This is a genomic window from Streptomyces sp. NPDC021115 (genome assembly GCF_044333065.1).
Classification (GTDB): Bacteria; Actinomycetota; Actinomycetes; order Streptomycetales; family Streptomycetaceae; genus Streptomyces.
On record NZ_JBIRQF010000002.1, the window covers coordinates 1041570 to 1065691 of the forward strand.

28 protein-coding genes and 4 pseudogenes are annotated in these 24122 nt (G+C 70.1%); 14 read left to right on the forward strand and 18 right to left on the reverse strand.

What is annotated here, in order from left to right:
* Window positions 1-89 precede the first annotated feature (89 nt).
* The 9 genes from ACH4TL_RS10325 to ACH4TL_RS10365 form a co-directional block, all read right to left on the reverse strand.
* Window positions 90-1028 carry a zinc-binding alcohol dehydrogenase family protein gene (locus ACH4TL_RS10325; protein WP_398308984.1) on the reverse strand — a complete coding sequence of 313 codons (939 nt, stop codon included), beginning with the start codon at window positions 1026-1028 and terminating at the stop codon, window positions 90-92.
* Between the two features lie 124 nt (window positions 1029-1152).
* A complete protein-coding gene (locus ACH4TL_RS10330; protein WP_398425204.1) occupies window positions 1153-2361 on the reverse strand; it encodes an MFS transporter in 1209 nt (402 codons plus the stop codon).
* 240 nt (window positions 2362-2601) lie between these two features.
* The gene (locus tag ACH4TL_RS10335; RefSeq protein ID WP_398308978.1) at window positions 2602-3471 is read right to left on the reverse strand and encodes a helix-turn-helix domain-containing protein; all 870 of its coding nucleotides are present in this window, start codon (window positions 3469-3471) and stop codon (window positions 2602-2604) included.
* A gap of 172 nt (window positions 3472-3643) precedes the next feature.
* Complete coding sequence (locus ACH4TL_RS10340) at window positions 3644-4342, reverse strand: type 1 glutamine amidotransferase domain-containing protein (protein ID WP_398308975.1); 699 nt, start codon at window positions 4340-4342, stop codon at window positions 3644-3646.
* 22 nt (window positions 4343-4364) lie between these two features.
* Entirely contained in the window at window positions 4365-4757 is a 393-nt protein-coding gene (locus ACH4TL_RS10345; protein ID WP_398308972.1) for a nuclear transport factor 2 family protein, read from the reverse strand.
* A gap of 350 nt (window positions 4758-5107) precedes the next feature.
* The gene (locus tag ACH4TL_RS10350; protein ID WP_398308969.1) at window positions 5108-5773 is read right to left on the reverse strand and encodes a TetR/AcrR family transcriptional regulator; all 666 of its coding nucleotides are present in this window, start codon (window positions 5771-5773) and stop codon (window positions 5108-5110) included.
* A gap of 14 nt (window positions 5774-5787) precedes the next feature.
* The gene (locus ACH4TL_RS10355; RefSeq protein WP_398308966.1) at window positions 5788-6546 is read right to left on the reverse strand and encodes an SDR family NAD(P)-dependent oxidoreductase; all 759 of its coding nucleotides are present in this window, start codon (window positions 6544-6546) and stop codon (window positions 5788-5790) included.
* Between the two features lie 687 nt (window positions 6547-7233).
* The gene (locus tag ACH4TL_RS10360) at window positions 7234-8301 is read right to left on the reverse strand and encodes an amidohydrolase family protein (RefSeq protein ID WP_398308963.1); all 1068 of its coding nucleotides are present in this window, start codon (window positions 8299-8301) and stop codon (window positions 7234-7236) included.
* Between the two features lie 59 nt (window positions 8302-8360).
* Entirely contained in the window at window positions 8361-8543 is a 183-nt protein-coding gene (locus tag ACH4TL_RS10365; RefSeq protein WP_398308960.1) for a hypothetical protein, read from the reverse strand.
* A 319-nt stretch (window positions 8544-8862) separates the two neighbouring features.
* On the opposite strand from ACH4TL_RS10365, the pseudogene ACH4TL_RS10370 reads away from it, so the two are divergent.
* Both ACH4TL_RS10370 and infA read left to right on the forward strand, forming a co-directional pair.
* Window positions 8863-9021 (forward strand): annotated as a pseudogene (locus ACH4TL_RS10370) (GNAT family N-acetyltransferase); the annotation flags it as partial.
* Window positions 9018-9241, forward strand: a pseudogene (gene infA / locus ACH4TL_RS10375) (translation initiation factor IF-1). The pseudogenes ACH4TL_RS10370 and infA, both read left to right, overlap by 4 nt.
* 95 nt (window positions 9242-9336) lie before the next feature.
* Here the strand turns inward: infA and ACH4TL_RS10380 are convergent.
* Window positions 9337-9450 (reverse strand): annotated as a pseudogene (locus ACH4TL_RS10380) (IS5/IS1182 family transposase); the annotation flags it as partial.
* A gap of 149 nt (window positions 9451-9599) precedes the next feature.
* Between ACH4TL_RS10380 and ACH4TL_RS10385 the strand changes: the two are divergent.
* Window positions 9600-9737 carry a hypothetical protein gene (locus ACH4TL_RS10385; protein WP_398308957.1) on the forward strand — a complete coding sequence of 46 codons (138 nt, stop codon included), beginning with the start codon at window positions 9600-9602 and terminating at the stop codon, window positions 9735-9737.
* Window positions 9738-10259: 522 nt separating this feature from the next.
* On the opposite strand, the gene ACH4TL_RS10390 is transcribed toward ACH4TL_RS10385, so the two are convergent.
* From ACH4TL_RS10390 to ACH4TL_RS10410, 5 genes are all read right to left on the reverse strand, one after another.
* Window positions 10260-11228: a pirin family protein gene (locus ACH4TL_RS10390; protein ID WP_398308954.1), complete on the reverse strand. Its 969-nt coding sequence runs from the start codon at window positions 11226-11228 to the stop codon at window positions 10260-10262.
* A complete protein-coding gene (locus tag ACH4TL_RS10395; protein WP_398308951.1) occupies window positions 11225-11914 on the reverse strand; it encodes a phosphatase PAP2 family protein in 690 nt (229 codons plus the stop codon). The genes ACH4TL_RS10390 and ACH4TL_RS10395 overlap by 4 nt, the downstream gene beginning before the upstream one ends.
* Window positions 11915-11995: 81 nt before the next feature.
* Entirely contained in the window at window positions 11996-12931 is a 936-nt protein-coding gene (locus ACH4TL_RS10400) for a M56 family metallopeptidase (RefSeq protein WP_398308948.1), read from the reverse strand.
* Between the two features lie 112 nt (window positions 12932-13043).
* Window positions 13044-13631: a DUF5134 domain-containing protein gene (locus tag ACH4TL_RS10405; protein WP_398308945.1), complete on the reverse strand. Its 588-nt coding sequence runs from the start codon at window positions 13629-13631 to the stop codon at window positions 13044-13046.
* 141 nt (window positions 13632-13772) lie between these two features.
* Window positions 13773-14309, reverse strand: coding sequence for a helix-turn-helix domain-containing protein (locus ACH4TL_RS10410; protein WP_398308942.1), 537 nt, complete (start codon window positions 14307-14309; stop codon window positions 13773-13775).
* 138 nt (window positions 14310-14447) lie between these two features.
* On the opposite strand from ACH4TL_RS10410, the gene ACH4TL_RS10415 reads away from it, so the two are divergent.
* Together ACH4TL_RS10415 and ACH4TL_RS10420 are read left to right on the forward strand one after the other, a co-directional pair.
* Entirely contained in the window at window positions 14448-15155 is a 708-nt protein-coding gene (locus tag ACH4TL_RS10415) for an AzlC family ABC transporter permease (RefSeq protein ID WP_398308939.1), read from the forward strand.
* Window positions 15140-15463, forward strand: coding sequence for an AzlD domain-containing protein (locus tag ACH4TL_RS10420; protein ID WP_398308936.1), 324 nt, complete (start codon window positions 15140-15142; stop codon window positions 15461-15463). Before ACH4TL_RS10415 ends, ACH4TL_RS10420 begins: the two co-directional genes overlap by 16 nt.
* 16 nt (window positions 15464-15479) lie before the next feature.
* Here ACH4TL_RS10420 and ACH4TL_RS10425 read toward each other — a convergent pair whose 3' ends face one another.
* The gene (locus tag ACH4TL_RS10425; protein ID WP_398308933.1) at window positions 15480-15866 is read right to left on the reverse strand and encodes a VOC family protein; all 387 of its coding nucleotides are present in this window, start codon (window positions 15864-15866) and stop codon (window positions 15480-15482) included.
* Between the two features lie 114 nt (window positions 15867-15980).
* Between ACH4TL_RS10425 and ACH4TL_RS10430 the strand changes: the two genes are divergently transcribed.
* Window positions 15981-16535 (forward strand): GNAT family N-acetyltransferase, encoded by a 555-nt coding sequence (locus ACH4TL_RS10430; RefSeq protein ID WP_398308930.1) that lies wholly within the window; start codon window positions 15981-15983, stop codon window positions 16533-16535.
* Between the two features lie 43 nt (window positions 16536-16578).
* On the opposite strand, the gene ACH4TL_RS10435 is transcribed toward ACH4TL_RS10430, so the two are convergent.
* Entirely contained in the window at window positions 16579-17262 is a 684-nt protein-coding gene (locus tag ACH4TL_RS10435; RefSeq protein ID WP_398308927.1) for a glycerophosphodiester phosphodiesterase, read from the reverse strand.
* Window positions 17263-17548: 286 nt separating this feature from the next.
* Between ACH4TL_RS10435 and ACH4TL_RS10440 the strand changes: the two genes are divergently transcribed.
* The 3 genes from ACH4TL_RS10440 to ACH4TL_RS10450 all read left to right on the forward strand — a co-directional run bounded on the left by ACH4TL_RS10440 (window position 17549) and on the right by ACH4TL_RS10450 (window position 20864).
* A complete protein-coding gene (locus ACH4TL_RS10440) occupies window positions 17549-18952 on the forward strand; it encodes a DUF6421 family protein (RefSeq protein ID WP_398308924.1) in 1404 nt (467 codons plus the stop codon).
* 68 nt (window positions 18953-19020) lie between these two features.
* Window positions 19021-19806 carry an SDR family NAD(P)-dependent oxidoreductase gene (locus tag ACH4TL_RS10445; RefSeq protein ID WP_398308921.1) on the forward strand — a complete coding sequence of 262 codons (786 nt, stop codon included), beginning with the start codon at window positions 19021-19023 and terminating at the stop codon, window positions 19804-19806.
* On the forward strand, window positions 19803-20864 hold the full coding sequence (locus tag ACH4TL_RS10450; protein ID WP_398308918.1) for a threonine aldolase family protein: 1062 nt from the start codon (window positions 19803-19805) through the stop codon (window positions 20862-20864). Before ACH4TL_RS10445 ends, ACH4TL_RS10450 begins: the two co-directional genes overlap by 4 nt.
* 62 nt (window positions 20865-20926) lie before the next feature.
* Here the strand turns inward: ACH4TL_RS10450 and ACH4TL_RS10455 are convergent, their stop codons facing one another.
* A complete protein-coding gene (locus ACH4TL_RS10455) occupies window positions 20927-21658 on the reverse strand; it encodes a lysophospholipid acyltransferase family protein (RefSeq protein WP_398308915.1) in 732 nt (243 codons plus the stop codon).
* 219 nt (window positions 21659-21877) lie between these two features.
* Here ACH4TL_RS10455 and ACH4TL_RS10460 point away from each other — a divergent pair, with 219 nt between their 5' ends.
* The 5 genes and pseudogenes from ACH4TL_RS10460 to ACH4TL_RS10480 all read left to right on the forward strand — a co-directional run.
* The gene (locus ACH4TL_RS10460; protein ID WP_398308912.1) at window positions 21878-22222 is read left to right on the forward strand and encodes a TlpA family protein disulfide reductase; all 345 of its coding nucleotides are present in this window, start codon (window positions 21878-21880) and stop codon (window positions 22220-22222) included.
* A gap of 94 nt (window positions 22223-22316) precedes the next feature.
* Complete coding sequence (locus tag ACH4TL_RS10465; RefSeq protein WP_398311475.1) at window positions 22317-22400, forward strand: putative leader peptide; 84 nt, start codon at window positions 22317-22319, stop codon at window positions 22398-22400.
* Window positions 22401-22456: 56 nt separating this feature from the next.
* On the forward strand, window positions 22457-22963 hold the full coding sequence (locus ACH4TL_RS10470; RefSeq protein WP_398308909.1) for a flavin reductase family protein: 507 nt from the start codon (window positions 22457-22459) through the stop codon (window positions 22961-22963).
* A gap of 198 nt (window positions 22964-23161) precedes the next feature.
* A complete protein-coding gene (locus tag ACH4TL_RS10475) occupies window positions 23162-23947 on the forward strand; it encodes an electron transfer flavoprotein subunit beta/FixA family protein (protein ID WP_398425206.1) in 786 nt (261 codons plus the stop codon).
* A gap of 84 nt (window positions 23948-24031) precedes the next feature.
* Window positions 24032-24122 (forward strand): annotated as a pseudogene (locus ACH4TL_RS10480) (electron transfer flavoprotein subunit alpha/FixB family protein); the annotation flags it as partial.

Here is a 24122-nt window from a genome sequence, read left to right on the forward strand (position 1 = left end):
ATCAATCCACTGCGCCTACTGCAGCGAGCCAACACCCAGAGGCACGGTGACGTCGGAGCCGATCGTCGCTGGCTTCCCCTGTCGTGTGCTCAGAACGTAAGGATCAGTCGGCCACGCAGCCCTCCCTCGGCGAGGAGCCGGTGTGCCTCGGTGGCCTGCCCCGCGGGAAGGATCTTCGCGACCCGGAGCGTGATACGACCCTCCTCCACCTGCTGCCGCAGCCGGTCGAGCCTGGCGTGCTCCCGGGCATAGCGGAACACGACGATCGGCTCGAAGACGACGTTTCGCTCGCCGGGACCGTCGAAGCCGCGCAGCGTCACAACTCGGCCGCCGTCGCGGACGGCCCGCGCGGTGAGACTGCCCAGCGACGCGCCGTCGACGAGTCCGTCCACCCCGTCGGGTAGTGCCGCGCGCACCCGGTCCGGGTACTCGGCACCGCGACGGAGTACGACGTCTGCCCCCAGTTCCTTGACCAGTACTTCGTCCGGGTCCGAGGCATCGGCCACCACGCGGAGCCCGTCCGCCTTGGCCAGCTGAACGGCATACCCTCCGACCGCGCCCGCCGCGCCGGTGATCGCGACGGTCTGCCCGGGCTCCAGGCCGAGCGTGTCCAGCGCCAGCCGCGCTGTCAGGCCGTTCATCGGGAGCGCTGCCGCCTGTGCGTCGGTCGCGCCCTGAGGAGCGCGGACCACCGACTCCACCGGCACCACGATCTGCTCCGCGTACGCGCCGTGCGAGCCGGTGGGTACGACGATCGCCATCACCCGGTCACCGACCCGGAGATCCGTCTCAGCGCCCGGTCCGATCTGGTCCACGATGCCTGAGGCGTCCGTACCGGGTACGAACGGCGGCTTGGCGTCCGCGGATCCGGACGGGCCGCGGCCGCCGCGCTGGAGCGCATCGACCGTGTTGACGGTCGCAGCGTGTACCCGGATGCGCAACTCGCCCGGGCCGGCCTCGGGCGTGGGCAGGTCCAGGACCTGAAGCACATCCGGCCCGCCGAATTCCGTGAAACCTACTGCCTTCATTCGAATTACCTCATTGCTCGGCATGCGGTCGTTGAGGTACTCGACGATTCCGCCTCGTACGCGTGGGGAAAAGGGGAGGTTTCTTGGCTGGGATGCGCTTATAGGGGGGAGGGATCCTTCCCCCTTAGCGGAGCGACTGAGGCTGTTCCAGAGGCGATGACTCAGAGCGTGGCGGAACGACGAGCGGGCCCCGGCGCCCGAGCGTCCAAACGACGAGCGCGAAGCAGCTGACGGCCATGCCCGCGATGGTCACGGCCGTCCAACCGCCCGTCGTCCACAGCGCCGAGGCGGCGGCCGAGCCAATCGCGCCGCCGAGGAAGTTGCTTGTGACAAAGGCCGTGTTGAGCCTGCTGCGTGCCTCGTGGGACACGGCGAACATCCGCGACTGGTTGAGCAGGTTGACGCCCTGGACGGCTATGTCCAGCAGGACGATGACGACCACGACGAGCGTGACGGAGTGCCCGGCGAACCCTGCCAGGACGAAGGCCGCAAGGGCCAGGGCCCAGGCGATTCCTGTCGCGGGCAGCGACAGGCCGCGGTCGTGCAGCCGACCGGCGCGCTGGGCGGCAAGGGCTCCCGCCACACCGGCGAGCCCAAAGAGCCCAATTTCCGTCACGGAGTAACTGAAAGGCGGGCCGCTGAGAAGGAAGGTCAGTGACGTCCAGAACATCGTGAAAGCCGCGAACGCCAAGGTTCCCAGAGCCAGGGTCCAGCGCACGGCGCGCTCACGTCTCACGACGCTTATGACCGAGGCGATGAGCGTCGGGTAGGGCATGCCGGTCTTTGGCGGAAGCGAAGGGATCGCCCGGTGCAACAGCGCGGCGAAGACGACCGCGGCTGCTGCTGCCACGACGTAGATGGTGCGCCAGCCGGCAGCACCGGCTATCAGCCCGCTGACCGTGCGGGATACCAGGATGCCTGTGAGGATGCCGGATACCACCGTTCCGACCACGCTGCCGCGGTTGTCGTCGTCAGCCAGGTCACCGGCCAGCGGAGCGAGCAGCTGCCCGGATACGGTTGTGACGCCCAACAGGGTGATGGCGATCAGCAGGATCCCGAACGAGGGTGCCAGCGCGCACAACAGCAGCGCGACCGCGGAGCACAGCAACATCGAGGGGATGAGCCTTCGCCGGTCACGTACGTCACCGAGCGGCACAATGAGCAGGACGCCCGCGGCGTATCCGATCTGCGTGGCTGTGACGAGCCACCCGGCCGCGGTGGGGGAAGCGTGCAGGTCCGTGGCGATGAAGTCGAGTAGCGGCTGGGCCCAGTACAGGTTTCCGACGGCTGCGCCCCCCGCCACCGCGAACAGGAAGGTCAGCCCGCGAGTCATGAAGGTGCGGCGTGCGGTGAATGGGTTCAGGTGTTCGGATGCGGTTGCAGGCGGGGGTGGTGTTGGCCTATCCGGTGTGGCCACGGTCTCTCTCCGTTGGGGCAGGTGTCCGGTGCGGGAGGCAGGTGGGGAAATCTCTCCCGTTCAGCGATACTCGCTCACTTTTCCCAGCCCTTGCAGGGGAGACTTTTCGCCCGGGATAGTTCTGACCGGGGGATGGTTTTCTCCCCCCATGGAGACTTACCCGACGGTGCCGGAGGCCGACCGTTTCTGGTCCGCGGCCCAGGACGCCAGGAGTCGCAGCGCGTCGTAGGTAGGGGAACGGGGCTCGGCCGTCCACACGATGATGCTCTGCTCGGGGTCTGTGGCGCACATGAGCGTGTCCCAGTCGAGCGTCAGCTCCCCCACCACCGGGTGCCGAAGATTCTTCGTCCCCTTGCCCCGCATCGCGACGTCATGTTCGGTCCACCACTGACGGAACTGTGCGTCGCGGGTGGACAACTCGTCGACCAGAGCGGCAAGGCGCGGGTCGCCGGGGTACCGCGCGCTCTCCATGCGCAACTGCGCGATCGCCAGGCGGGTGACCTCCTCCCAGTCCGCGTACAGTTCGCGCATCCAGGGTTCTGTGAACAGCAGCCTGATGAACACGCGCTCCTGCTCGGGGTAGCGCCCGAAATCGGTCCACAGGGCGGCGGCGAGCTGGTTCCAGGCCAGGATGTCGGTCCGCCGGCCGATGACGAAAGCGGGAGTGGCGGTGAGGTCGTCCAGCATGCGCTGCAGTTGAGTATCCACCCGCTGGCGATCGCCGGATGTGGACGGACGCGCCGTCTCCTTCGCCGAGAGGTCGAAGAGGTAGGTGCGCTGGTCCTCGTTCAGGCGGAGCACCTGCGAGATCTCGTCCAGCAGCGGAGCTGACGCCGGGAGACGGCCCTGCTCGATCCGCGCGTAGTACTCGGTGCTGATCGCGGCGAGAAGGGCCACTTCCTCGCGGCGCAGACCGCGCACACGCCGCCGTTGCCCGCCGCGGAGTCCGACGTCGGCGGGATTGAGCTCGGCACGGCGTGCCTTGAGGAACTCACCCAGCTCGTTCAGATGCGGGTTGCGGTTCATGATCCCCAGCCTCGCACAGAAGCCCGGTGTTGTGAGGGGGAGAGATCCTTCCTACGTTGGCCTGGTCCACACATGGAAATCATATGGTTCAGCCCTGTATGGCGGCGAGCCATACAGGGCTTGGCGGCCCAGGGCGCGTACTGGGCCACGGAGAGTACATGCGGCTGTGAGATCAACTCAGCGTCTTGAGTACCTCCTGAGCCAGCGGAACCGCCGAGCCCGGGTTCTGGCCGGTGAACAGAGTGCGGTCCACCTCGACGTGCGGGGTGAACGGGTCGGCCTCGCGATAGTCGACCTTGAGGTCGTTGACGAGGCGGTCCTGCAGCAGCCACTTCGCGCGGTCCGCGAGACCGTTCTGCTTCTCCTCGGCGTTGGAGAGGCCGGTCAGACGGTAGCCCGCGAACGGGGACGTCCCGTCGGGACCGATGGTGGCGAGCAGCGCCGCGGGGCCGTGGCACACGAGGGACACGGGCTTGCCCGAGGCGAGCCACTCGGTCAGCAGCTTGCCGGACTCGGCGTCGTCGGGCAGGTCCTCCATCGGGCCCCAGCCGCCCGGATAGAAGACGGCCTCGTAGTCGTCGATGTCCACGTCTTCGATGCGCAGCGGGTGCGCCAGCTCGGTCGCCTCGCGCAGCGCGGTCCGCATGTGCCGCGCGCCTTCCTCGCCGCCGTTGAACTCCGGGCTGAGGCTGAGCGCGTCCGCCGTGGGCGGTACGCCGCCGGGGGTCGCCGCCGCGATCTCGTACCCGGCCCCCTTGAAGACCTGGTACGGGCCGAGGGCTTCCTCGGCCCAGAAGCCGGCAGGCTGAGGGGTGCCGTCGGCGAGCGTCCAGTGGTCGGACGCCGTGATTACGAAGAGGATCTTCGCCATGAGGAGTCTCCCGGTGTTGGTTTCAGTCCTTCAGGGCTTCCTGGAGGACGTGGCTGTCGGCGGCCTGCTGTAGCCGGGCTGCTTTGCCGTCGCGGATGGTCCACAGGTGGATGAACCGGGCGTCGACTTCGTTGCCGCCGTTGGTGCGGCCGCGGTAGTGCCCGTATACGAAGACGTGGTCGGCGTCGTCCCCGAAGAAGTTCTCGGGGACCGCTCCGAAGGACTCGAAGCTCGGCGCCAGCCTGCCGAAGAAGTCGTTCGACGCGCTGCCCCAGCCGTGGTACACGCCGCCGTACGGGAAGCCCGGGGTTATGTCCCAGACGAGGTCCTCGGCCATGACATCCTCGGTGACCTCCGGGGCCATTCCGGACTCGTACAGGCGCCGGATCAGGGCGACGTTCGGGGATTCGGTCATGGATCGCTCCTTTGGGGGGATCGGCTACGACAAGAAGGGCCCGGTGCTCGGGCGGCAAGGGGGTTTCCGTCCGGCGCAGGGTGTGGCCTCCACCGCCCCAACGGAAAACAATGGCGCCCTTGGGCGGGTGGAATGGGGCATGACGGCAGATCCCTACACGTGCCTTGCTCAGTGCGAAACCAAGCATTGCATCGGAAGAACGCGTTGTGAGGGGGAAGGAAATTTCCCCTGCATGCTGCAATCCGGGTAAGCCGGTCCCCCCCCCCGCAAGAGCGAGGGGCGCAGACAGTGAGAATTAAGTGGACGCTACACTAATTCTCTTCTGTGGATATCTTTTGGTCGTCACCCATTCATTCCGTGGGCGCGTTCCACAGCTCAGCGAGTTCCGCCCAATGCGGTGCAGGTGTCGGCAAGGGGGTGGGTTCGGCGAGAGCCGAGGTGCGGAGCCCGGCGAGGAGCAGGTCCAGGTACCGCAGATGCAGCGTGGTGGCACGCTCATTGGCGACGGGGATGCGTGTACTGAGGTGTTCCAGCAGCAAGGGGATATCGGCGGACGTGAAATCAGTGCGCAGCACTCCGGCCCGGTGCGCGCCTTCCACCAGCTCGTCGAGCGCGGAACGCAGCCTGTTCCTGGCGGCCACGATCGTCTCTGTGGCCGGTAGCCGACCGCCGACGAGAGGGAGAAGCGGACCGCTGGGCCCCTGGGCTGACAGCGCGTCCCGCAGGAAGCGGGCGAAAGCCGCCCAGGGATCAGGCTCCTCGGCGAGAGCTGTACGCGCCTGGGTCACGAGCTGTTCCATCCCCGCGATCCGCATGCGTTGAGCCAGCAACTCCTTGCTGGGGTAGCGGCGGTAGAGACTGCCCATGCCGATGCCGGCGCGGCGGGCGATCTCGGAGACGGGGGCGTCCCAGCCAAGCTCGGCGAAGACCTCGCGAGCCGCCTGTATGAGGCGGGCATCGTTGCGGTCCGCCTCCCGCTGCCGACCGCGAGGCTTGCCTGCGTTCTTGTCGCCCATGGCGGAATTCTCCCTCAGCCGCGCGCCAGAGTTTGCCCACCGTCCACGGAGACGACAGCGCCGGTGATGAAGGCGGCCTCGTCGCCGACGAGCATCGCGATCGCGCGGGCCACGTCCTCCGGATCCGCAACACGTCCGAGCGGGGTGCGTTCCACCAAGCGCTGCTGGAACTCCAGCGGCTGTGTGGCGCTGGCCTCGGTGTGCACGAAGCCGGGCGCCACGACGTTGACGTTGACACCCAGCGGACCGGCCTCGAAGGCCACGAAGCGGGCGAAGGTGTTCAGCGCGGCCTTGGCGGTGCCGTGCGCGGCCATGCCCGTAGTGGGCGGGCCGTCGGCCACGGCACTGGAGACATACATAATCCGCCCCCGACCCTGGGTTGCCATGATCGCCAACGCCCGCTGGGTGAGCGTGTAGACGGACGCGAGCTCGTTCGTCACCTTGGTGTTGAAGTCGTCCCAGGTGAGGGCATGGAGCGGGGTCGGGGTGAACCGGGCACCGGCGTTGCAGACGAGGACGTCCAGGCGTCCGCCGTCTGCGGAGCGCTCCAGTAGTTCGGCCGCCTGGTTGGGGTCGTAGACATCGGCCTGGACGGCGAAGGCTTCGCCGCCGTCGGCCTCGATCCGCTTGACCACCTGGTCGGCCGCCTCGCGGTTCGAAAAGTAGTTGACGGCCACGCGGTACCCACGGGCAGCCAGTTCCCGCGATGTGGCCGCGCCGATTCCCCGGCTGCCTCCGGTGACCAGGGCAGTCGGCTTGTTCGTCGCCTTCATGTGTCCTCCGAGTCGGCGGGGCGAGGTGTTCTGCGTCCAACTTATCGGAGCGGAGCGCTCCGCTCAAAAAGGTGCCGGTCGCGCGCCCCACCGCTCGTTCTCGGACGCGGCCCCGACGAACCGGATACGCATGATCGACCGCCTGCGACGTCGGCATGTGCCCAGGTCACAGACGGTTCGTGGGTTGGCGGCTCAGCCGAGGTGTGTCGGCGTATGCAGGACTTTGGCGTGCCCTACCTGACGGGTCGCTCCGGTGAGCGGGGACCTGGCTGGGATCAAACTCCTCGGTGGCGGACCCGGCGCCGGCCCCGGCACCGAGATCAGGGTGGCCGCCCGCCTTCAGCCCACGGAAGTGGCGGCGGCGGGGGGCGAGTTGCTCGTGCATCGCCCGGGTCGGCGAGCTTGGCGATCACCGGAGTAACCGATGTCCTCACGTGATCATCGCTGCCGGGGTGGCTGCTGTCAGAGTGCGCAGCAGCAGTATCCACGTCGAGATCGTCCAGCGCGCGCCACAGTGGCAGAGGCCTCGCGCAGTGGTGGCCGGGGCCTACGGGATTGTGGCCACATCCGGGTCCGGCTTCACGCGCGCCTGGTCGGGCGCTGACAGCGTGAGCGAGGGTCGGCAGTCTCCTCCTGACGCCCCCGCAGGCGTGTCCGAGTGCGCTGGCCTGTCGAGACGGGCGCTCGTCAGTTCGGCAGCCGGTAAACCCGCCGGGCGGTGCCTGAGAACAGAAGAGCCCGCTCGTGGGGCGACGCCTCGGCTGTGGCCTTCTTGAACGCGTTCCACAGGGTGGTGTAGTCCACTCCCATCTTCTCGACCGGATAGTTGCTCTCGAACATGCAGCGCGATGGTCCGAAGGCCTCGATGCACGTCTCCAGCCATGGTTTCCCTATCAGGGCGAGCTGCTCCGACGTAGGCGGGACCGTTGCAGTGAGATAGTCGAAGGCAGCGCCGCGGGCGAGCAGGCCGCCGAGCTTGCACGAGACGTTGGGTCGCCGGGCGAGCTCGAACAGTGAGGACTCCCAACGCGCGAAGTGCCCCCGACGGTCGGTGGCGTACGGTCCGTAGCCCAATGAGCCTCCGCAGTGATTGAGCACGATCTCCAGCCCAGGGGAGGCGTCGGCCAGGTCGGCCACTTCGGTCAATTGCGTGTGGAACACCCAGGCATCGAAGGACAGGCCGAGCCGCGCGAGTGCGCGTACGCCCTCGCGAAACCCGGGCTCGGCGAGCATGCCGGGGCGCTTGGCTGCCTGCGCGTTCTCGATGCGATCGCTGGCATCCCACCCTGTGCTGAACCGCACCCCACGAAACCGTCCATGGGCAACCGCGACGTGCTGCTCCAGCAGGCTCTGGACTCCGGGACCCATGGTGAGGTCGGCGAATCCGACGATTCCTGCGGCGATCCGCGTCCGACTCCCCGCAGCGTCCAGTACGGCGGCTTGCTGGGCCACGGCTTCGGTCTCGCCGACGGGGCGCATGACCTCCGGGCCGCCAGTCCGGTAGCCGGCCCCGCACTCGACGAAGACCGTTGCCCCGACCCGGTGTCCGCCTGACAGATCGGACACCAGGTCGGTGAGCTGATAGGGGAACGGCTGCTCCCAGAGATGGTGGTGGGGGTCGACGATCTCGAGTTCCGGGTCGCAGACCTCCTCGCGTGTTCGTGTGGCCAGCCACCGTTCGTCCGAAGGGTAAATCACACCGAACTCGGTCGGCCGGCCGGAATCGGAGCTTTTGAAGAATCGCGGATCCAACATCGCCGACAGGATCTCCTTCGTACGGTGTCACGCACTGGCCACCGGGACGGATGGGCCGCTCATGTGCTCGCCGGGGCTGGTGCCTCGGACGGGACCTGCTGGCGCTGTGCGAGTTCGTTCGACTTCCTCGCGGCCCCCCTGAGGGCGATCGCCCCGACCGCAGCGGAGACCTGGTAGCTGATCGCGGATCCGCTGTAGCGGAGCTGGGGCGGGAAGAACTCGGTGAAGAAGGCCGCCGCCACCGACCAGGCGGAGCCGTGGCCGACGCCGAGCGCGACCGCGAGGATGTAGAGCGCAGAGGAGCCGGTGTCGATCAGCGCACCCTGCGATCACCACAGACAGGAGCGCAAGGGTGCGGGAGAGTCCGATCTCCGCCGTGGCGTAGCTGACGGCGAAGGTCCCATAGGCGTAGAAGGAGGCCCCCATGGCGCCGTTCGCGAACATCAGGGCGAGGATGGTCCGCCAGTGTCCGCGGATGACGTCGAAAACGGGGTTCTTGACCAGCGCGTCGGCTTCCTTGGCCTGAACAGACGCCGGCGACTCGTGCAGATTTCGGCGGATGTAGATCGCGCGCTGCTGGGCCACGCGCTGGGGCCGTTGCACCGCTCCGGGTTCGCCGCGGGCTGGACCGAAGTCCACGAGTCCAACCGAGCAGCCTCGGCGCTGTTCGAGGGCATTGCCGCCCGGCCGATGAGCAGCAACCTGGAGCTGGTGCGATGACGAAGAACAAGAATGTCATCGAGGTCGAGGGCAAGGTCGTCGAGTGCCTGCGCAGCGCCATGTTCATGGTGGAGCTCGAGAACGGTCACCGGGTGCTCGCGCACATCAGCGGGAAGATCTGCAAGAACTACTTCAAGATCGTGCTGGAAGACCGGGTGCTGGTGAGCTCCCGCCGTACGACCTGACGCGCGGCCGGATCGTGTTCCGGTACCGGAACTAGCGGCGGTCGGCACCTTCGGCGGTAGCTGATCCTGGGCCCCCGGTCACGGCGTTTCCGTGGCCGGGGCCCGATGATGGCTCGCACGGTCGCGGCGGCCACCGCTCCAGCCGCCGCCAGCAGGTCTGGCCCGAGCCGCACCCCAGCTCCAGGGGCGGCAGCTGCCAGGCGATGTGCAGCACATACAGGATGCCCCCCAGGCACAGCTGGTCCGGCACCGCTCTTAGCGGCTTGACGTACACCGCGCTGAACCCGGCCTTCGAATATGCTCGGGAGCCCCCTATCAAGGGCCTGCGCTGGCGTAATTTGCTGTCGGACCGCACGGGAGATTTCAGTCCGGCACGGAAGTAGAGGGAGGCACATGCTCAAGAATCACACCGCCGCCGAGCTGGCCGACGTCTTGGAGCGCCTGCCGACCATGTCGCTCAGGAACGCCGGAGGGGTCCTCTCCATGATCGAGGAGACGACCGGCCTCTGGGCGAGGCTGAAGAGCACCTGACTGCCCCGAGCTGCGAATCCTGAAAGCAGCCGTGCGGCCAACGTGATCTAGGTCAGCACCAGGCTGCATCTGCCGCATTGATCAGACCACGGGGCAGCGAGTCCACACCTGATCACAGCCGCCTCATGCGCCGGACATTGGCCTCCCGACACTCCTGTCGGCTTGTAGAGGAGCAACAAGAGCGGCGCGTGCCGCGTTGCCGCCCGATCTCATCGTGAAGCCGCAGTGGCCAGCGAGGAGCGTCGCTCAAACATCGCGCAGCGCGACCTGGCTCCGATCCCGGCTTGCGCCGTGCACCCGTCGGGTGGATCGAGCGGACGTTCCGACCTGATGAAGGGTCAGGAAAGTCAGCGTTGGGTCAGCATAAGGTCCGCCAGAGGCTGTCACAGACGGTCAAACCTGGGACTCGTCGCTGCCTCGGTGAAGCAGCCGCAGGAGACGTGTCCGCGTCATGCGGCCGCTGGGATTCGACCGGAAATGATCAAGCGTTCGGTGGCGGCTCACCCTGGATGAAAGCCCAGGTCAGCGCATGCGTCCGCGCGGTTTCAGGGGCACCGGAGGGAGTTCGGGAGCGGGCAGCGGGGGACCGTCGTAGCCGTGGACCTCGCCGAAGCGGGAGCCCGCGTGCCAGTCCTCGCGGGCCTGGGCGATGTCGTCGTGGGACCGCCCGATGAAGTTCCACCACATCACGAGCTTCTCCTCGAACGGCTCGCCGCCCAGCAGCATGAACGCGCTGTCCACATCGGCCCGCAGGGGGAGCTCGCTTCGGCCGCAGCCGAGGTAGAGGAGGGAACCGGGGGACAGGCGGACGCCGTCGATCTCGGCTTCGCCGGACATCGTGAGGGCCGCGTATTCGTAGTCGGGGTGCACCGGCAGGTGGGTGGCCGTGCCCGCGGCCAGGGTGATGTCGGCGCCCATCAGGGGCGTGAAGGTGGTGCCGGGTGAGGTGGCGCCGTCGAGGTCGCCGAGGATGACGGTGGCGCGGAGACCTCCGCCGCCGCTGATCTGCGGCAGGTCGGGGTGGTGCTCCCAGGCGGGGGCCGTGTGGCGGTGGCTGTCAGGGAGGGCCACCCAGAGCTGGGCGCCGTGCAGGAGGCGGGCGTGGGCGCGGGGGGACTCCTCGGAGTGGGCGATGGCCCGGCCGGAGGTCATCAGCCCCAACTCGCCGGGGCGCAGGGTCTGGAGGCTGCCGAGGCTGTCCCGGTGCAGCACCTCGCCGTCGTGGAGCCAGCTCACCGTCTGGAGGCCCATGTGGGGGTGCGGGGGGATCTGCATGCCCGGCTCGTCGGCGATGTCGTCCGGGCCGTAGTGATCGACGAAACACCAGGCGCCGATCATGCGCCGGCCCAGGTTCGGCAGCAGGCGGCGCACCACGGTGGACTCGCCCAGCGGGACCTGCTTGGAGGTCAGCAGCTCGCGCACCGGCTGCGCGGTGACGTCGGCGCGGCCGCCGCAGACGGTCGCCGTTGGCCGCAGATCGAGATTGCTCATGGACGAACTTTCCCATCGGAGGAGGATTTCCGCTCGTGCCTGTGGATAACGGGGTGCGGGTAGAAGACGGCCGCCCAGGCGACCAGCGTCGCGCCCAGCAGCCAGCCGCCGAGGACGTCGCTGGGCCAGTGGACGCCCAGGTACAGCCGGGTGAGTCCGACACCGAGCACGGAGACGGCGGCCACGGCGGTGGCCAGGCGCTGCCAGGCGGCGGGGGCGCCGTGCAGCTTCAGCAGCCAGAGCAGCAGTCCGAAGGTGACGGTCGCGGTGAGGGCGTGCCCGGAGGGGAAGGCGGCGTAGTGCGCCGTGTCCACCGGGTTGGCCCAGTGCGGGCGGGGGCGGTCGAGGAGTGCCTTCACGCCCTGCTGGAGGGCGGTACCGGTGGCGGCCGTGACGACGATCCACAGGGCGAGCGTCCGCTCCCGGCGCAGCAGCAGCCAGAGGACTATCGCGGCGGTCAGGGCGCGCATCGTCCACGGGTCCCAGACCCAGTCGGTCAGGACTCTGTTGGTCTCGGTCCAGCCGGGATGGTCGAGTGCGACGCGGTGCAGCGGGACGACGATGTCCCGGTCCGCGCCCGTCAGCGGCCCCCAGCGGGCGGCGACGAGAGCGAGCAGCACGGCGGAGAGGACGCTGAGCACCGTTGCGATGCGCAGCGCGTGGGCGTGGTGGTTCTGCGGCTGCATGGTGTCGATGATCGCCGACGTCGGGCGTGCGGTGCCACCACGCGGATCGGCCGCACGTGGGAACCTCGGGGGCGGCGCGGCTCAGCCCAGCACGCGCAGGGCCGGGACCAGGGTCACGACCAGGGGGACGACGGGGACCAGCGCGGCCGCGGCGGTGAGTTGCAGCCGGCGTACGGGGGAGAAGCGGGCCGCGGGCGCCAGGAGCCGGTCCACCCGCTGCGGGACCTCCCCGAGCCCGCTGGGGCAGGGGCCGAACACCCCGCGGTCCTCGTTGAGTTCGACGAGCGCCAGCGCCGTCGTCGTCCGGCCGAACCGCCGTGACGCGGAGTCGTCGGCGGCCAGCTCGATCAGCCGGTGCACCTCGTCCCGGAACGCCGCGAACACCGGCACCTGCGGAAAGCCTCCGGCGAGCGCGCCCGCGCAGTGCAGCAGCCAGTGGTGACGGGCCCGTGCGTGGCCCTGCTCATGGGCGATCACCGCGTCCAGCCGACGCCCCTTGAGGCGGCGCAGGGCGGCGGTCGTGATGACCAGCTGGGGCATGGCGCCCGGCAGCCACCAGGCGTCGGGCCTGTCGCCCTCCAAGACCACCAGCCGCTCCCCGGCGGGCTCCTCGCCGGGCAAGACGGGGGAGCGGACGAGGAGTTCGGCGCGGTGCTGCCGGCGCCAGGCGCGGGCGCGGCCGATCTCGCGGGTGAGCATCACCGCGGACCACACGGCGCCGAAGGCCAGGGCGAGGGCGACGGGCGCCGCCCAGGGGCCGTAGCCGGAGAGCGCGTACGCCTCCACGACGCCGTTGGGCGCGGGGGCGAAGACGTTGCCGCGGACGGCCTCAGAGGCCGCGGCGGCGGTGAGCGCCATGGTGAGCGCGCAGCACAGCAGCACTCCGACGACGACGCATTGCCATACCCAGAGTGCGAGTACGGGTTCGCGGTCGACCCATGTGGAACGGGACATCAGGCGCGGCGCCATTGCCGCCACCAGCGCGCCGAGGCCCATCAGCGCGAGCGGGACCATCATGGCCGTCAGCCTATGGTCGGGGCGGTCGGCCCGGGTATGTCCGCGCGGACGAAGTGACGCACGCCACGGTTTGCCCGTCGCCGTCACCCGGCGTACGCGTCGGCGGGCGGGCTCAGAGCGTCAGCAGCATCGCGAACATCCCTATCGCCATCGTGAGGCGGCAGGCGTGCCGCAGTTCGGGCCGCCGCGACCAGCCGGTGGACGGCGTGCCGACCGCCGCCACCGCACCGTCCGTCATCGGCAGCAGCCGCAGACCGGACCGGACCGCGTAGACCGCGAAGTAGGCGAGGAGCGCGCCGGTGAGCACCGGTATGCCGACCGCCAGACGGTCCGACGGCATGTCACCACCCGCCGCCATGGAGGCGTGACGGGCGTGGCCGCCCGGGGAACCCGTCATCATCGCGCACGCCATGTACACCATCGCCAACGCGCCTATGGCGTGGTGCAGATGGTGATGCCCCACCGCCCGTACGGCCGCCACGCCGAACACCGCCGCGAAGGCGGGCGGCCCCCACGGCCGGGGATCGAGGACGGCGGACGGCACGGCCATCGCCGCCATGCCCCACCCCATGAGCGCCTCGGCGCGCGCGATCCGGCGGCCCGGCCCTGTCGGCTCGCCGCGCATCTGGAGCAGGCAGTACGTGCCGGTGGCGGCGCACAGCGCGACCAGCAGCCAGCCGACCTGCGCAGGTCCGTGCACGGCACACCCCCCTGGTCCGGAACATCGCGGACGTATGCCGGGAGGTTGCCCGCGCGCGGACCGGGTTACGGGAGCGCACGGGCGCAGCGGGGGAGCGCGCGGATGCCCGGCGGGTGGTGAGGAAGGGCCGGGAGGTGTGGATCAGGTGTGTTCGGAGAGGAGCACGGCCCGTGTCGACGGTTCGAGCGCCTCGAAGATGTGGGGCAGGTCGCCCGGATAGGCGACGTAGTCACCGGGGCGCAGCTCGACCGGGTCGTCGGTGAGGCCGACCCGGGCCCGGCCCGCGGCCAGGACGACGTGCTCCACCACCCCGGGCATATGCGGATCGGAGGCGCGCACCGCACCGGGCTCGGCGCTGAGGCGGTAGATGTCCCGGCGCGCGCCGGGCGGGCCCGCGGACAGCATGGCGGCCTGGTAGTCGGCCTGGGAGGAGGCGAGCGTCACCCCCTCGTCGGCCCTGATGACGTGGACGCGGGGGCGCGGCGGGTCGAGGAGCCGCGAGGGCGGCACGTCCAGGGTGACGCACAGCGCCCACAGGGTCTCCAGGCTCGGGTTCCCGCTGCCGGACTCCAGCTGGGAGAGCGTGGACTTGGCGATTCCGGCGCGCCGCGCCACCTCGGTGAGCGACAACCCGGCGCGGCCGCGCTCGCGCCGCAGTACGGCCGCGATCGAGTCCATCGGGACCTTTCCCGAGGCTGCCGAGGCGCCCGTAAGAGCCTCCGAAGCCGCTGCCGGTGAATCCTGTGCCATCCGTTCGCTCCAGAAGATAAATGTTCGGTTTGACGAACGCACCCCGCGTTGTTCATTCTATGCGTCATGCATTCGATATGGAGAACGCTCGATCGTGTGCTGCTGCGGGACATCGCGCTCGTCTGCCTGGCCGTGGGCGTCACCAGCCTGTCGTACGGGGCGATCGCCGTCGCGTCCGGTCTCCCGCTGTGGGTTCCGGCCGCGTTGAGCGTGCTGGTGCTCGCCGGTGCCTCGGAGTTCCTGTTCATCGGGCTCATCGCCGCGGGCGGCAGCCCCATCGCTGCGGTGCTGGCCGGGCTGGTGGTCAACGCCCGCCACCTGCCGTTCGGGCTGGCCCTGCCCGATGTCCTGGGACGCGGCGGTCGGCGCCTCCTCGGCAGCCATCTGATGAACGACGAGAGCGTTGTCTTCGCGCTCGCCCAGGACGGCATCGCGCGGCAGCGCGCCGCCTACTGGGCCTGCGGTCTCGGCGTCCTTCTCTGCTGGCCGCTGGGCGCGGTGAGCGGCGGCCTGATCGGCAGCGTCATCGACGACACCGATGTGTTCGGTCTGGACGCGATGTTCCCCGCCATCCTGCTGGCCCTGGTCCTGCCCGCGCTGCGCGACCGGGACAAGCGCCGGGCGGTCCCGGCGGGCGTCGTCATCGCCCTGGCGACCACCCCCTTCCTGCCCGCCGGAGTGCCCGTCCTGCTCGCCCTGGCCGGGGTGGCGCTGGCGGCCGTACCGCACGAACCGAATCACTCCGAGGAGGAGCGCCCGTGCCCGGCTCCCTGACGCTCGCCGCCGCGATCCTCGCGCTCGCGGCCGGTACGTACGCCCTCCGGATCGCCGGACCGCTGCTGCGCAGCCGGATCACGCTCCCGCCCCGGGTGGAGAAGCTGATGGAGACGGCCGCCATCGTCCTGCTGGCCGCCGTCGCGGCGACGACGGCGCTCACCGAGGGCCACGGCCCCGCCGGGATCGCCCGCCCGGCCGGGGTCGCGGTCGCCGGAGCGCTGGCCTGGCGCAAGGCGCCGTTCCTGGTGGTCGTCCTGGCCGCGGCCGTCACCGCGGCCGGGCTGCGCCTGCTCGGTGTGGATTAGCGGAGGCAGACGTGGACTAGGGGCGGTAGCGCAGGGGGTGGTCCTCGGGGACCTCCACGACCGCGATGCGCACGCCGTCCGGATCGGCGATCCACATCTCGACCAGCCCCCACGGCTCCTTCTTCGGCGGCCGCAGGATCTCCACGTCCCGGGCCGCCAGCTCCTCGTGGGCCGCCTCCGCGTCCGCGACCTGGAGCCACAGCTGGAGCCCGGGTGCGGGCGGGGTGTCGGAGCGGCCGGAGACCTCCAGGAAGCCACCGCCCAGGAAGTAGACCGTGCCGCGCTCGGGGCCGGTCCCGAACTCGCGGTAGATCGGCAGGCCCAGCGCCTCGCCGTAGAAGGCCCGCGAGCGCTCGGGGTCCGTCGGCCGCAGCAGTGTGCGGCTGCTCAGTACGTGCACCATGACCGCGACCCTACGCACCCCGGCCCGGGCGGGACGGGGTTAGGGTCTTCTTCCCGTCATCCGCGGGGTCACCCGGCCGCCCGCCGGGACCCGCCAGGGAGAGGACACCGCACCATGAACCACCCCGCCGCGAACACCGCCACCGGCGCGCTCACCTACCGCGGGGCGACCGAGGCCGACGTCGAGGCGCTGGTCGCGCTGATCGAGTCGGCGTACCGCGGGGACGCCAGCCGGGCCGGATGGACGACGGAGGCGGACATCCTGGGCGGGCAGCGCACCGACCCCGAGGGCGTGGGGGCCGTCGTACGGGGCGCGGACAGCCGGATGACGCTCGTCGAGCGGGACGGCGACCTGATCGCCTGCTGCCAGCTGGAGCGCCGCGGCGACCACGCCTACTTCGGCATGTTCGCCGTGCGGCCCGGGCTCCAGGGCGGCGGCCTCGGGAAGCTGATCTTGGCCGAAGCCGAGCGGTTCGCGGCGGCCGAGTGGGCCGTCCGCGAGATGCACATGACGGTGATCACCGCCCGCGAGGAGCTGATCGCCTGGTACGAGCGGCGCGGCTACGCCCGTACGGGACGGATGACCCCGTTCCCGTACGGCGACGAGCGCTTCGGCGTGCCGCGCCGCGCCGATCTCGAGTTCGAGCTGCTGGTCAAGCCGCTGGGCTGAACGACCTCACCACGGAAGCGCGGCGCTCACGCCGTGTGAGCGCTCACGCCGTGTAGCGCGCCGCCCGGCGGATCTCCGGGAAGTCGGTCGTGCCGCCGTCGAGGCGGAGGCCGCGGGCCAGCTTCAGATGGTCCGGGGTGTTCACCGTCCAGCCGATGACCTTGAGGTCGGCGGCGTGGGCGCGCTCCACCAGCTCCAGGGTCAGCCGGCGGATGTTGAGCACCAGCATCCCGGCGCCGACGGCGTGCGCCCGGTCGATGGCGTCGAGCCCGTAGCGGCTGGCCACCAGGGCGGTGCGGGCGCTGGGCAGCAGGGTGCGGATCTCGGCGAGGGCCTCGTCGTGGAAGGAGATCACATCGACCCGGCCGAGCAGATCGCGGTTGGTCAGCACCTCGGCCAGGGCCCGTGCGGCGGCCACGTCCTTGATCTCGGCCTGGAGCGGCGCCTTCACCGCGTCCACGACCTCCTCGAAGACCGGAATCCGCTCGCCGTCCCCGGCGTCCAGTTCGCGCAGCTCGGCGAGGGTGAAGTCGCTGATGGGGCCCTTGCCGTCGGTCGTGCGGTCGACCTCGGCGTCGTGCATGACGACGAGCGCGCCGTCCTTGCTGAGGTGCAGGTCCAGTTCGATGACGTCCAGGCCCTCGTGCTCGGCCCGGACGAAGGAGCGCAGGGTGTTCTCCGGTTCGACGCCCATCACTCCGCGGTGTCCGATGGTGAGAAAGGTCAACGTGATCTCGCTCTTCTGTCGGGCTTTTCGACGCTCTTCGGCCGCTTCTTCGGCCGCTCTACGGCTGGTGTGGAGGCACGGGCTCGCCGGACCGGCGCTCAGCCTAACGGCCGACTCCGGCAGGACCGCTCAAGCACGGCCGTGGCATGGTCCGGGGCGGATGGGGCAGGAAAAACGGCGGTGATGCGGAGGTGACGCAGGACGATTTCCGTTACCTGGCCTTGAGCGGCGAGGTCATCCACAGATACGGTGTCTACACGGAAGGTTCTCCGGTGAAGGAGTCGTCATGACGGAAATTCTTTCGTCCGTGATAGCGGACGGTGGCATTCTGCCTGCGGAGCGTGTGATCGAACACCCGGCCTGGCCAGCCCTCAAAGGTGCTGTAGAAACGATTCGCCCCTGGCAGTCCAAGGACGGTTCCATCGACTTCGACGCCGAGGGGGCGCCACCGCGCCACCGCGCCCGCGACACGCTCGAAAGGGTGATCGCGGCCATCGAGGAGCTGGCCCCGCTGCTCCCGCACAACGCCGCGTACCACCGCGCGCTCGTCGCCGATCTGCGCCGCTGGGCCGACGACGGCTTCGGCGTCCCCGACTTCCTCGACTCGCTGCTCGCCTTCCAGCCCGCGCAGGGGCGCGCCGACGGCCTCCAGCACCTCGTCGTCTTCCCCATGTACACGCAGAACGGCAACCCGAACCGCAATCTGGAGGCGGTCGTCCTGCGCATGGTCTGGCCCGACTGGCTGGCCGAGCTGGAGCGCACCCGCTTCGACAACCCGCTCTACCTCGGGCTCGCCTTCGAGGACTTCACCTCCGGCTACGACACCAACTCGGCCGTGCTCTTCCCGGAGACCATCGCCGTGCGCGAGGCCCCCGAGCGCTTCTCCTGGGGCGGCATCTTCTGCGACCGCGAGGCCGCCCGCTTCCGCCGGGTCAGCGAGGCCGCCGTCCGCGCGCTGGGCATCGAACTCCCCGACGACATCCGGGACATGCTCGCCGACCAGCGGCGCTGCCAGGAGGCGTTCGCCCTGTGGGACATGGTCCACGACCGCACCCACAGCCATGGCGACCTGCCGTTCGATCCCTTCATGATCAAGCAGCGCCAGCCGTTCTGGATGTACGGCCTGGAGGAGCTGCGCTGTGACCTCACCGCCTTCAAGGAGGCCGTGAAGCTCGACGCTGAGGGGCTGGCCCAGGCCCGTGACGTCCAGTACGCCGTGATCTTCGACCGGATGTTCCGCTTCCCCGTCACCGGTGAGCGGGTCCGCAACTACGACGGGCTCGGCGGCCAGTTGCTGTTCGCCTATCTCCACCAGCACGACGTCGTACGCTGGACGGACAACACCCTGCACATCGACTGGTCGCGCGCCTCGCAGGTCACCAACCAGCTGTGCGGTGAGATCGAGAAGCTGTACCGGGACGGCATCGACCGGCCGAAGCTCGTCCACTGGTTCAAGGCGTACGAGCTGGTGTCGACCTATCTCGCCCCGCACCCCGGCTCCGTCTGGGCCAAGGGCCCCGACGCGCTTGACCTGACGCAGCCGCCGCGCAAGCTCGTCGACGACGTGCTCCCCGACGAATTTCCGCTGAGCATGTTCTACGAGGCTCTCGCCAAGAAGCTGCGGGACGTGGTTGCCTCCACCAAGGGCATCACCGCCGGTGGCGGCGACGACGTACGAGCGGCGGCGTGAGCCCCGCGGCGGACCGCGCCACACCACCGGACGGCCGCACGGCACCGGACGACGAGGAGACAGCGAGCATGACCACACCGACGTCGAGCCCGACCCCCAACGAGCCGGGCGGCAGGACGCCTCTGGACGGCGCCGTGGTGGCGGTGGCCGGCGCTGCGGGCCCGGCGGGCCGCGCCGCGCTGCTCCGTCTGGCCGAGGCCGGTGCCACCGTCGTCGCCTCCGACTCCGACCCCGCGCGGCTGGCCGAGGCCGTCGACGCCGCGCGCTACGCCCACGGCGGCGCCACCGTCACCGGGGAGACGATCGACCTGCTCGACCTGGACGCCACCCGCGCGTGGGCCGACCGGATCGAGAAGGAGTTCGGCCGCGTCGACGGCCTGGTCCACCTCGTCGGCGGCTGGCGCGGCAGCAAGACCTTCGCCGACGCGCCGCTCGCCGACTGGGACACCCTGCACGATCTGCTGATCCGCACCGCCCAGCACACCTCGCTCGCCTTCCACGACGCCCTGCGGCGCACCGGCAACGGCCGCTATGTGCTGATCAGCGCGGCTGGCGCGTCCCAGCCGACCGCGGGCAACGCCGCGTACGCCGCCGCCAAGGCCGCCGCCGAGGCGTGGACGCTCGCGCTCGGCGACTCGTTCGGCAAGCTGGGGGGCGAGAGCGGTCCCCCGGCCGCTGCTGTCATCCTGGTGATCAAGGCGCTGGTGCACGACGCCATGCGCGCGGAGCGCCCCAACGCGAAGTTCGCGGGCTTCACGGACGTCACGGAGCTGGCCGACGCCATCGCCGGAGTCTGGGAGCGGCCCGCCCGGGAAGTGAACGGAACCCGCCAGTGGCTGACTCCCAAGCCGTGAGGACCGACGCACGCCGTCATCACGACCCCGAGGTACGCGGCTTCGCCAGTGACAACTACGCGGGCGGCCACCCGGAGATCCTCGCCGCGCTCGCCCTCGCCAACGGCGGCCATCAGGTCGCCTACGGCGAGGACGACTACACCGCGCATCTCCAGCACGTCATGCGCAGCCACTTCGGCCCCTACGCGCAGGCGTTCCCGGTCTTCAACGGCACCGGCGCCAACGTCGTCGCGCTCCAGGCGCTCACCGACCGCTGGGGCGCCGTCATCTGCGCGGACACCGCGCACATCAACGTCGACGAATGCGGTGCGCCCGAGCGGGTCGGCGGGCTGAAGCTGCTCACCGTGCCCACCGAGGACGGCAAGCTCACCCCCGACCTCATCGACCGGGAGGCGTACGGCTGGGACGACGAGCACCGGGCGATGCCGCAGGTCGTCTCGATCGCCCAGAACACCGAGCTGGGCACCGTCTACACGGTCGACGAGATCCGTGCGATCTGCGAGCACGCCCATGAGCGCGGCATGAAGGTCCACCTCGACGGGGCGCGGATAGCCAACGCGGCCGCGGCGCTGGACGTGCCGATGCGGTCGTTCACCAATGTGCCGGGCGTGGACGTGCTGTCCTTCGGCGGCACCAAGAACGGCATGCTCTTCGGCGAGGCCGTGGTCGTCCTCGACCCGGACGCGGTGCGTGCCATGAAGCATCTGCGCAAGCTGTCCATGCAGCTGGCATCCAAGATGCGGTTCGTCTCCGTCCAGCTGGAGGCCCTGCTCGCGCGCGACCTGTGGCTGCGCAACGCGCGCCATGCCAACGCGATGGCGCGGCGGCTCGCCGAGGGGGTGCGCGGGGTCGAAGGCGTGACGATTCTGCACTCCGTCCAGGCCAACGCGGTCTTCGCGCGGCTGCCGCACGATGTGAGCGAACGCCTCCAGAAGCGGTACCGCTTCTACTTCTGGGACGAGGCGGCGGGCGATGTGCGGTGGATGTGCTCCTTCGACACCCGGGAAGAGGACGTCGACGGCTTCGTGGCGGCCCTCCGCGAGGAGATGAAGCGCTAGCCGCTCTCCGCCGTGGCCGCCTCTCCCACCCGGGGAGGCGGCCGCGCCGCGTCCCCGGGGAATTACCGCCCGCGGTCCAGGGCGATGGCCTCCGCCGGGGTGGGCGCCGTGCCGCCCAGGTGGGCCGGGACCCACCAGGTGTCGTCCGCGTCCTTCGGCCGCACCGGGTACGCTCGCTGCGCCGCCTCCAGCAACTCCTGCACCCGCCCCCGCACGCGCTCGGTGAGCGTGTCGGACGGCTCCGTCGGGTCGGCTTCCATCGGCTCGCCGACCCGCATGGTGATCGGGAAGTGGTTGCGCCCCAGCGCCCGCTTGTGGCCCTTGGTCCACAGCCGCTGCGTCCCCCACAGCGCCATCGGCAGCACCGGTACGCCCGCTTCCTGGGCCAGCCGGGCCGCGCCCGACTTGAAGTTCTTGAGGGCGAACGAGCGCGAGATGGTCGCTTCGGGGAAGACGCCGATGATCTCGCCCGCGCGCAGCGCCTTCAGGGCGTGCTTGTACGCGTCCATGCCCGCGGCCCGGTCCACCGGAATGTGCTTCATGGCCCGCATCAGCGGCCCGGAGACCTTGTGGCGGAAGACCGCTTCCTTCGCCATGAACCGCACCAGCCGCTTCGCCGGACGGGCGGTGAACCCGGCGAACACGAAGTCGAGATAGCCGATGTGGTTGCTCACCAGAACCGCGCCACCCCGCTCCGGGACGTTCTCGGTGCCCTTCATGTCGATACGCAGGTCCAGCGCCTTGAACATGGTGCGGGCCGCGCCGATCACCGGCGGGTAGACGAGCTCTGCCATAGAGGGACCCTTCATCGTTTTCCCTGGGAGGGCTCTCCCGGCGGAAGTTACGCAGCCGTAGGTTTCCCGGCTTCTGGCAGATGGTGCCCTATGTCATCTCTCTGTGCTAGCGCGGGTCCCCGCCCATCCGCGAGATCCTCATCACGTCGGGCTCTGGGGAATCCCCTAACGGCCCATGTCGCTGCACCCTATGTGACCGCATCGGATACGGAGGACAGCGTGCGACACGACCAGCGGCAGGGCGCGGAGGACGAGGGGAAGCGGCTCGGGGCGGCCCAGCTCGGAGCGGATCTGGGGCCCCGGGCCACCCTCGTCCAGTTCTCCAGCGCCTTCTGCCAGCCCTGCCGGGCCACCCGGCGGGTCCTGGCCGAGGTGGCCCACATGGTCGACGGCGTCACCCATGTCGAGATCGACGCCGAGGCGCATCTGGAACTCGTACGGATGCTGGACATCGTGCGGACGCCCACTGTGCTGGTGCTCGACGCCCACGGCCGGATCGTGCGCCGCGCGGCCGGGCAGCCGCGGACCGCGGACGTCATCGCCGCTCTGGGCGAGGCGGTCTGACGCGGCGTGAGGTCACGGCGGCTGAGCCCGCGGCGGAGTCCCGTCCGCCGGTCCGCACTTGACGGTGCGCCGCGCGCGTCGTCAGGGTGACGTCATGCGGCCTGGCCTTCTCTTTCTCTACGGACGCGTACACGTGGATCTCTTGCGGACCGCGAGTGCGCGGTGTCCGGGCGGGTGAGCGACGACGACAGCACGGCACCCCCCGCCCGCACCCCACCGCAGAAGGACATGCCCATGACCGCTTCGCCCGACCTCGGCACGCCCCGGCTCAGCGCCCCCGAACTCTTCCGCTCCGTCTTCCGCAGGCACGCCGCGGGCGTCGCGGTGATCACCGCGCAGGGGCCGCACCCCGTCGGCTTCACCGCGACCTCCCTGGCCTCCGTCGCCGCCGAGCCGCCGCTGCTGTCGTTCGGCGTCGGCAAGGGCTCCTCCAGCTGGCCGGTGATCGCCGAGTCCGAGTACGTCGGCGTGCACGTCCTGGGGGAGCACCAGCGGGAGCTGGCCGCGACCTTCGCCCGCAGCGGCGCGGACCGTTTCGGCCCCGACACCAGCTGGCGTACCGGGCCGGAGGGAGTGCCGGTGCTGGACGGGGTGCTGGCGTGGCTGGTGTGCCGGGTGGTGGCGCGCATACCCGCCGGGGACCATCGCGTGGTGATCGGCGAGGTGGTCGCGGGCGACCCGGCGGGGGCCGGACGGCCGCTCCTGTACCACCAGGGACGCTTCAACGCGCTGCGCGACTGAGCGCCCGCTGATCATCCGTTGGCAAGGTCACAGTTCAAGCGGGTTGCGTCCGGGGAACACCCTGGGTGTACTGGCGAGTAATATTTCGTTCGGTGCATGGGCCGCCCCGGCCGCGAACCGACCGGGAAGAGCCCCCGAGGGCGCCTATGCTGCCAGCACAAGGCAGCCCGGAAGAGACGATGCAGTAGGAGAGCCGGCGTGAGCTTGAGGATCGTTGTCTGTGTGAAGTACGTGCCCGACGCTACCGGCGACCGGCACTTCGCCGAGGACCTGACGCTCGACCGTGACGATGTGGACGGCCTGCTTTCGGAGCTGGACGAGTACGCGGTCGAGCAGGCCCTCCAGATCGCCGATGAGGCGGACGACGCGGAGATCACGGTGCTGACCGTGGGTCCGGAGGACGCCAAGGACGCGCTGCGCAAGGCGCTGTCGATGGGCGCCGACAAGGCCGTGCACGTCGAGGACGACGATCTGCACGGCACCGATGCGCTGGGCACCTCGCTGGTGCTGGCCAAGGCGATCGAGAAGACCGGTTACGACCTGGTCGTCTGCGGCATGGCCTCCACCGACGGCACCATGGGCGTGCTCCCGGCGATCCTCGCCGAGCGCCTGGGCGTCCCGCAGGTCACGCTGTTGTCGGAGGTCTCGGTCGAGGACGGCACGGTCAGGGGCCGCCGGGACGGCGACACGGCGACCGAGCAGCTTCAGGCGTCGCTTCCGGCGGTGGTGTCGGTGACCGACCAGTCGGGTGAGGCCCGCTACCCGTCCTTCAAGGGCATCATGGCGGCCAAGAAGAAGCCGGTGACCTCCTGGGACCTGTCCGACCTCGACATCGAGGCCGAGGAAGTGGGTCTTGAGGGCGCCTGGACGAAGGTCGACGGCGCCGAGGAGCGCCCGGCCCGTACCGCGGGCACGATCGTCAAGGACGAGGGCGAGGGCGGCAAGCAGCTCGCCGCCTTCCTCGCGGAGCGCAAATTCGTCTAATTAGGCAGCCTCGCGGGTCAGAAGTTCATCTGAGTCCCGCCGCCGCCCCCAGACACCTCGGATTCGCAGGAGAGAAGAAGTCCCATGGCTGAAGTCCTCGTCTATGTCGACCACGTGGACGGTGCCGTCCGCAAGCCCACCCTCGAACTGCTCACCCTCGCCCGCCGCGTCGGCG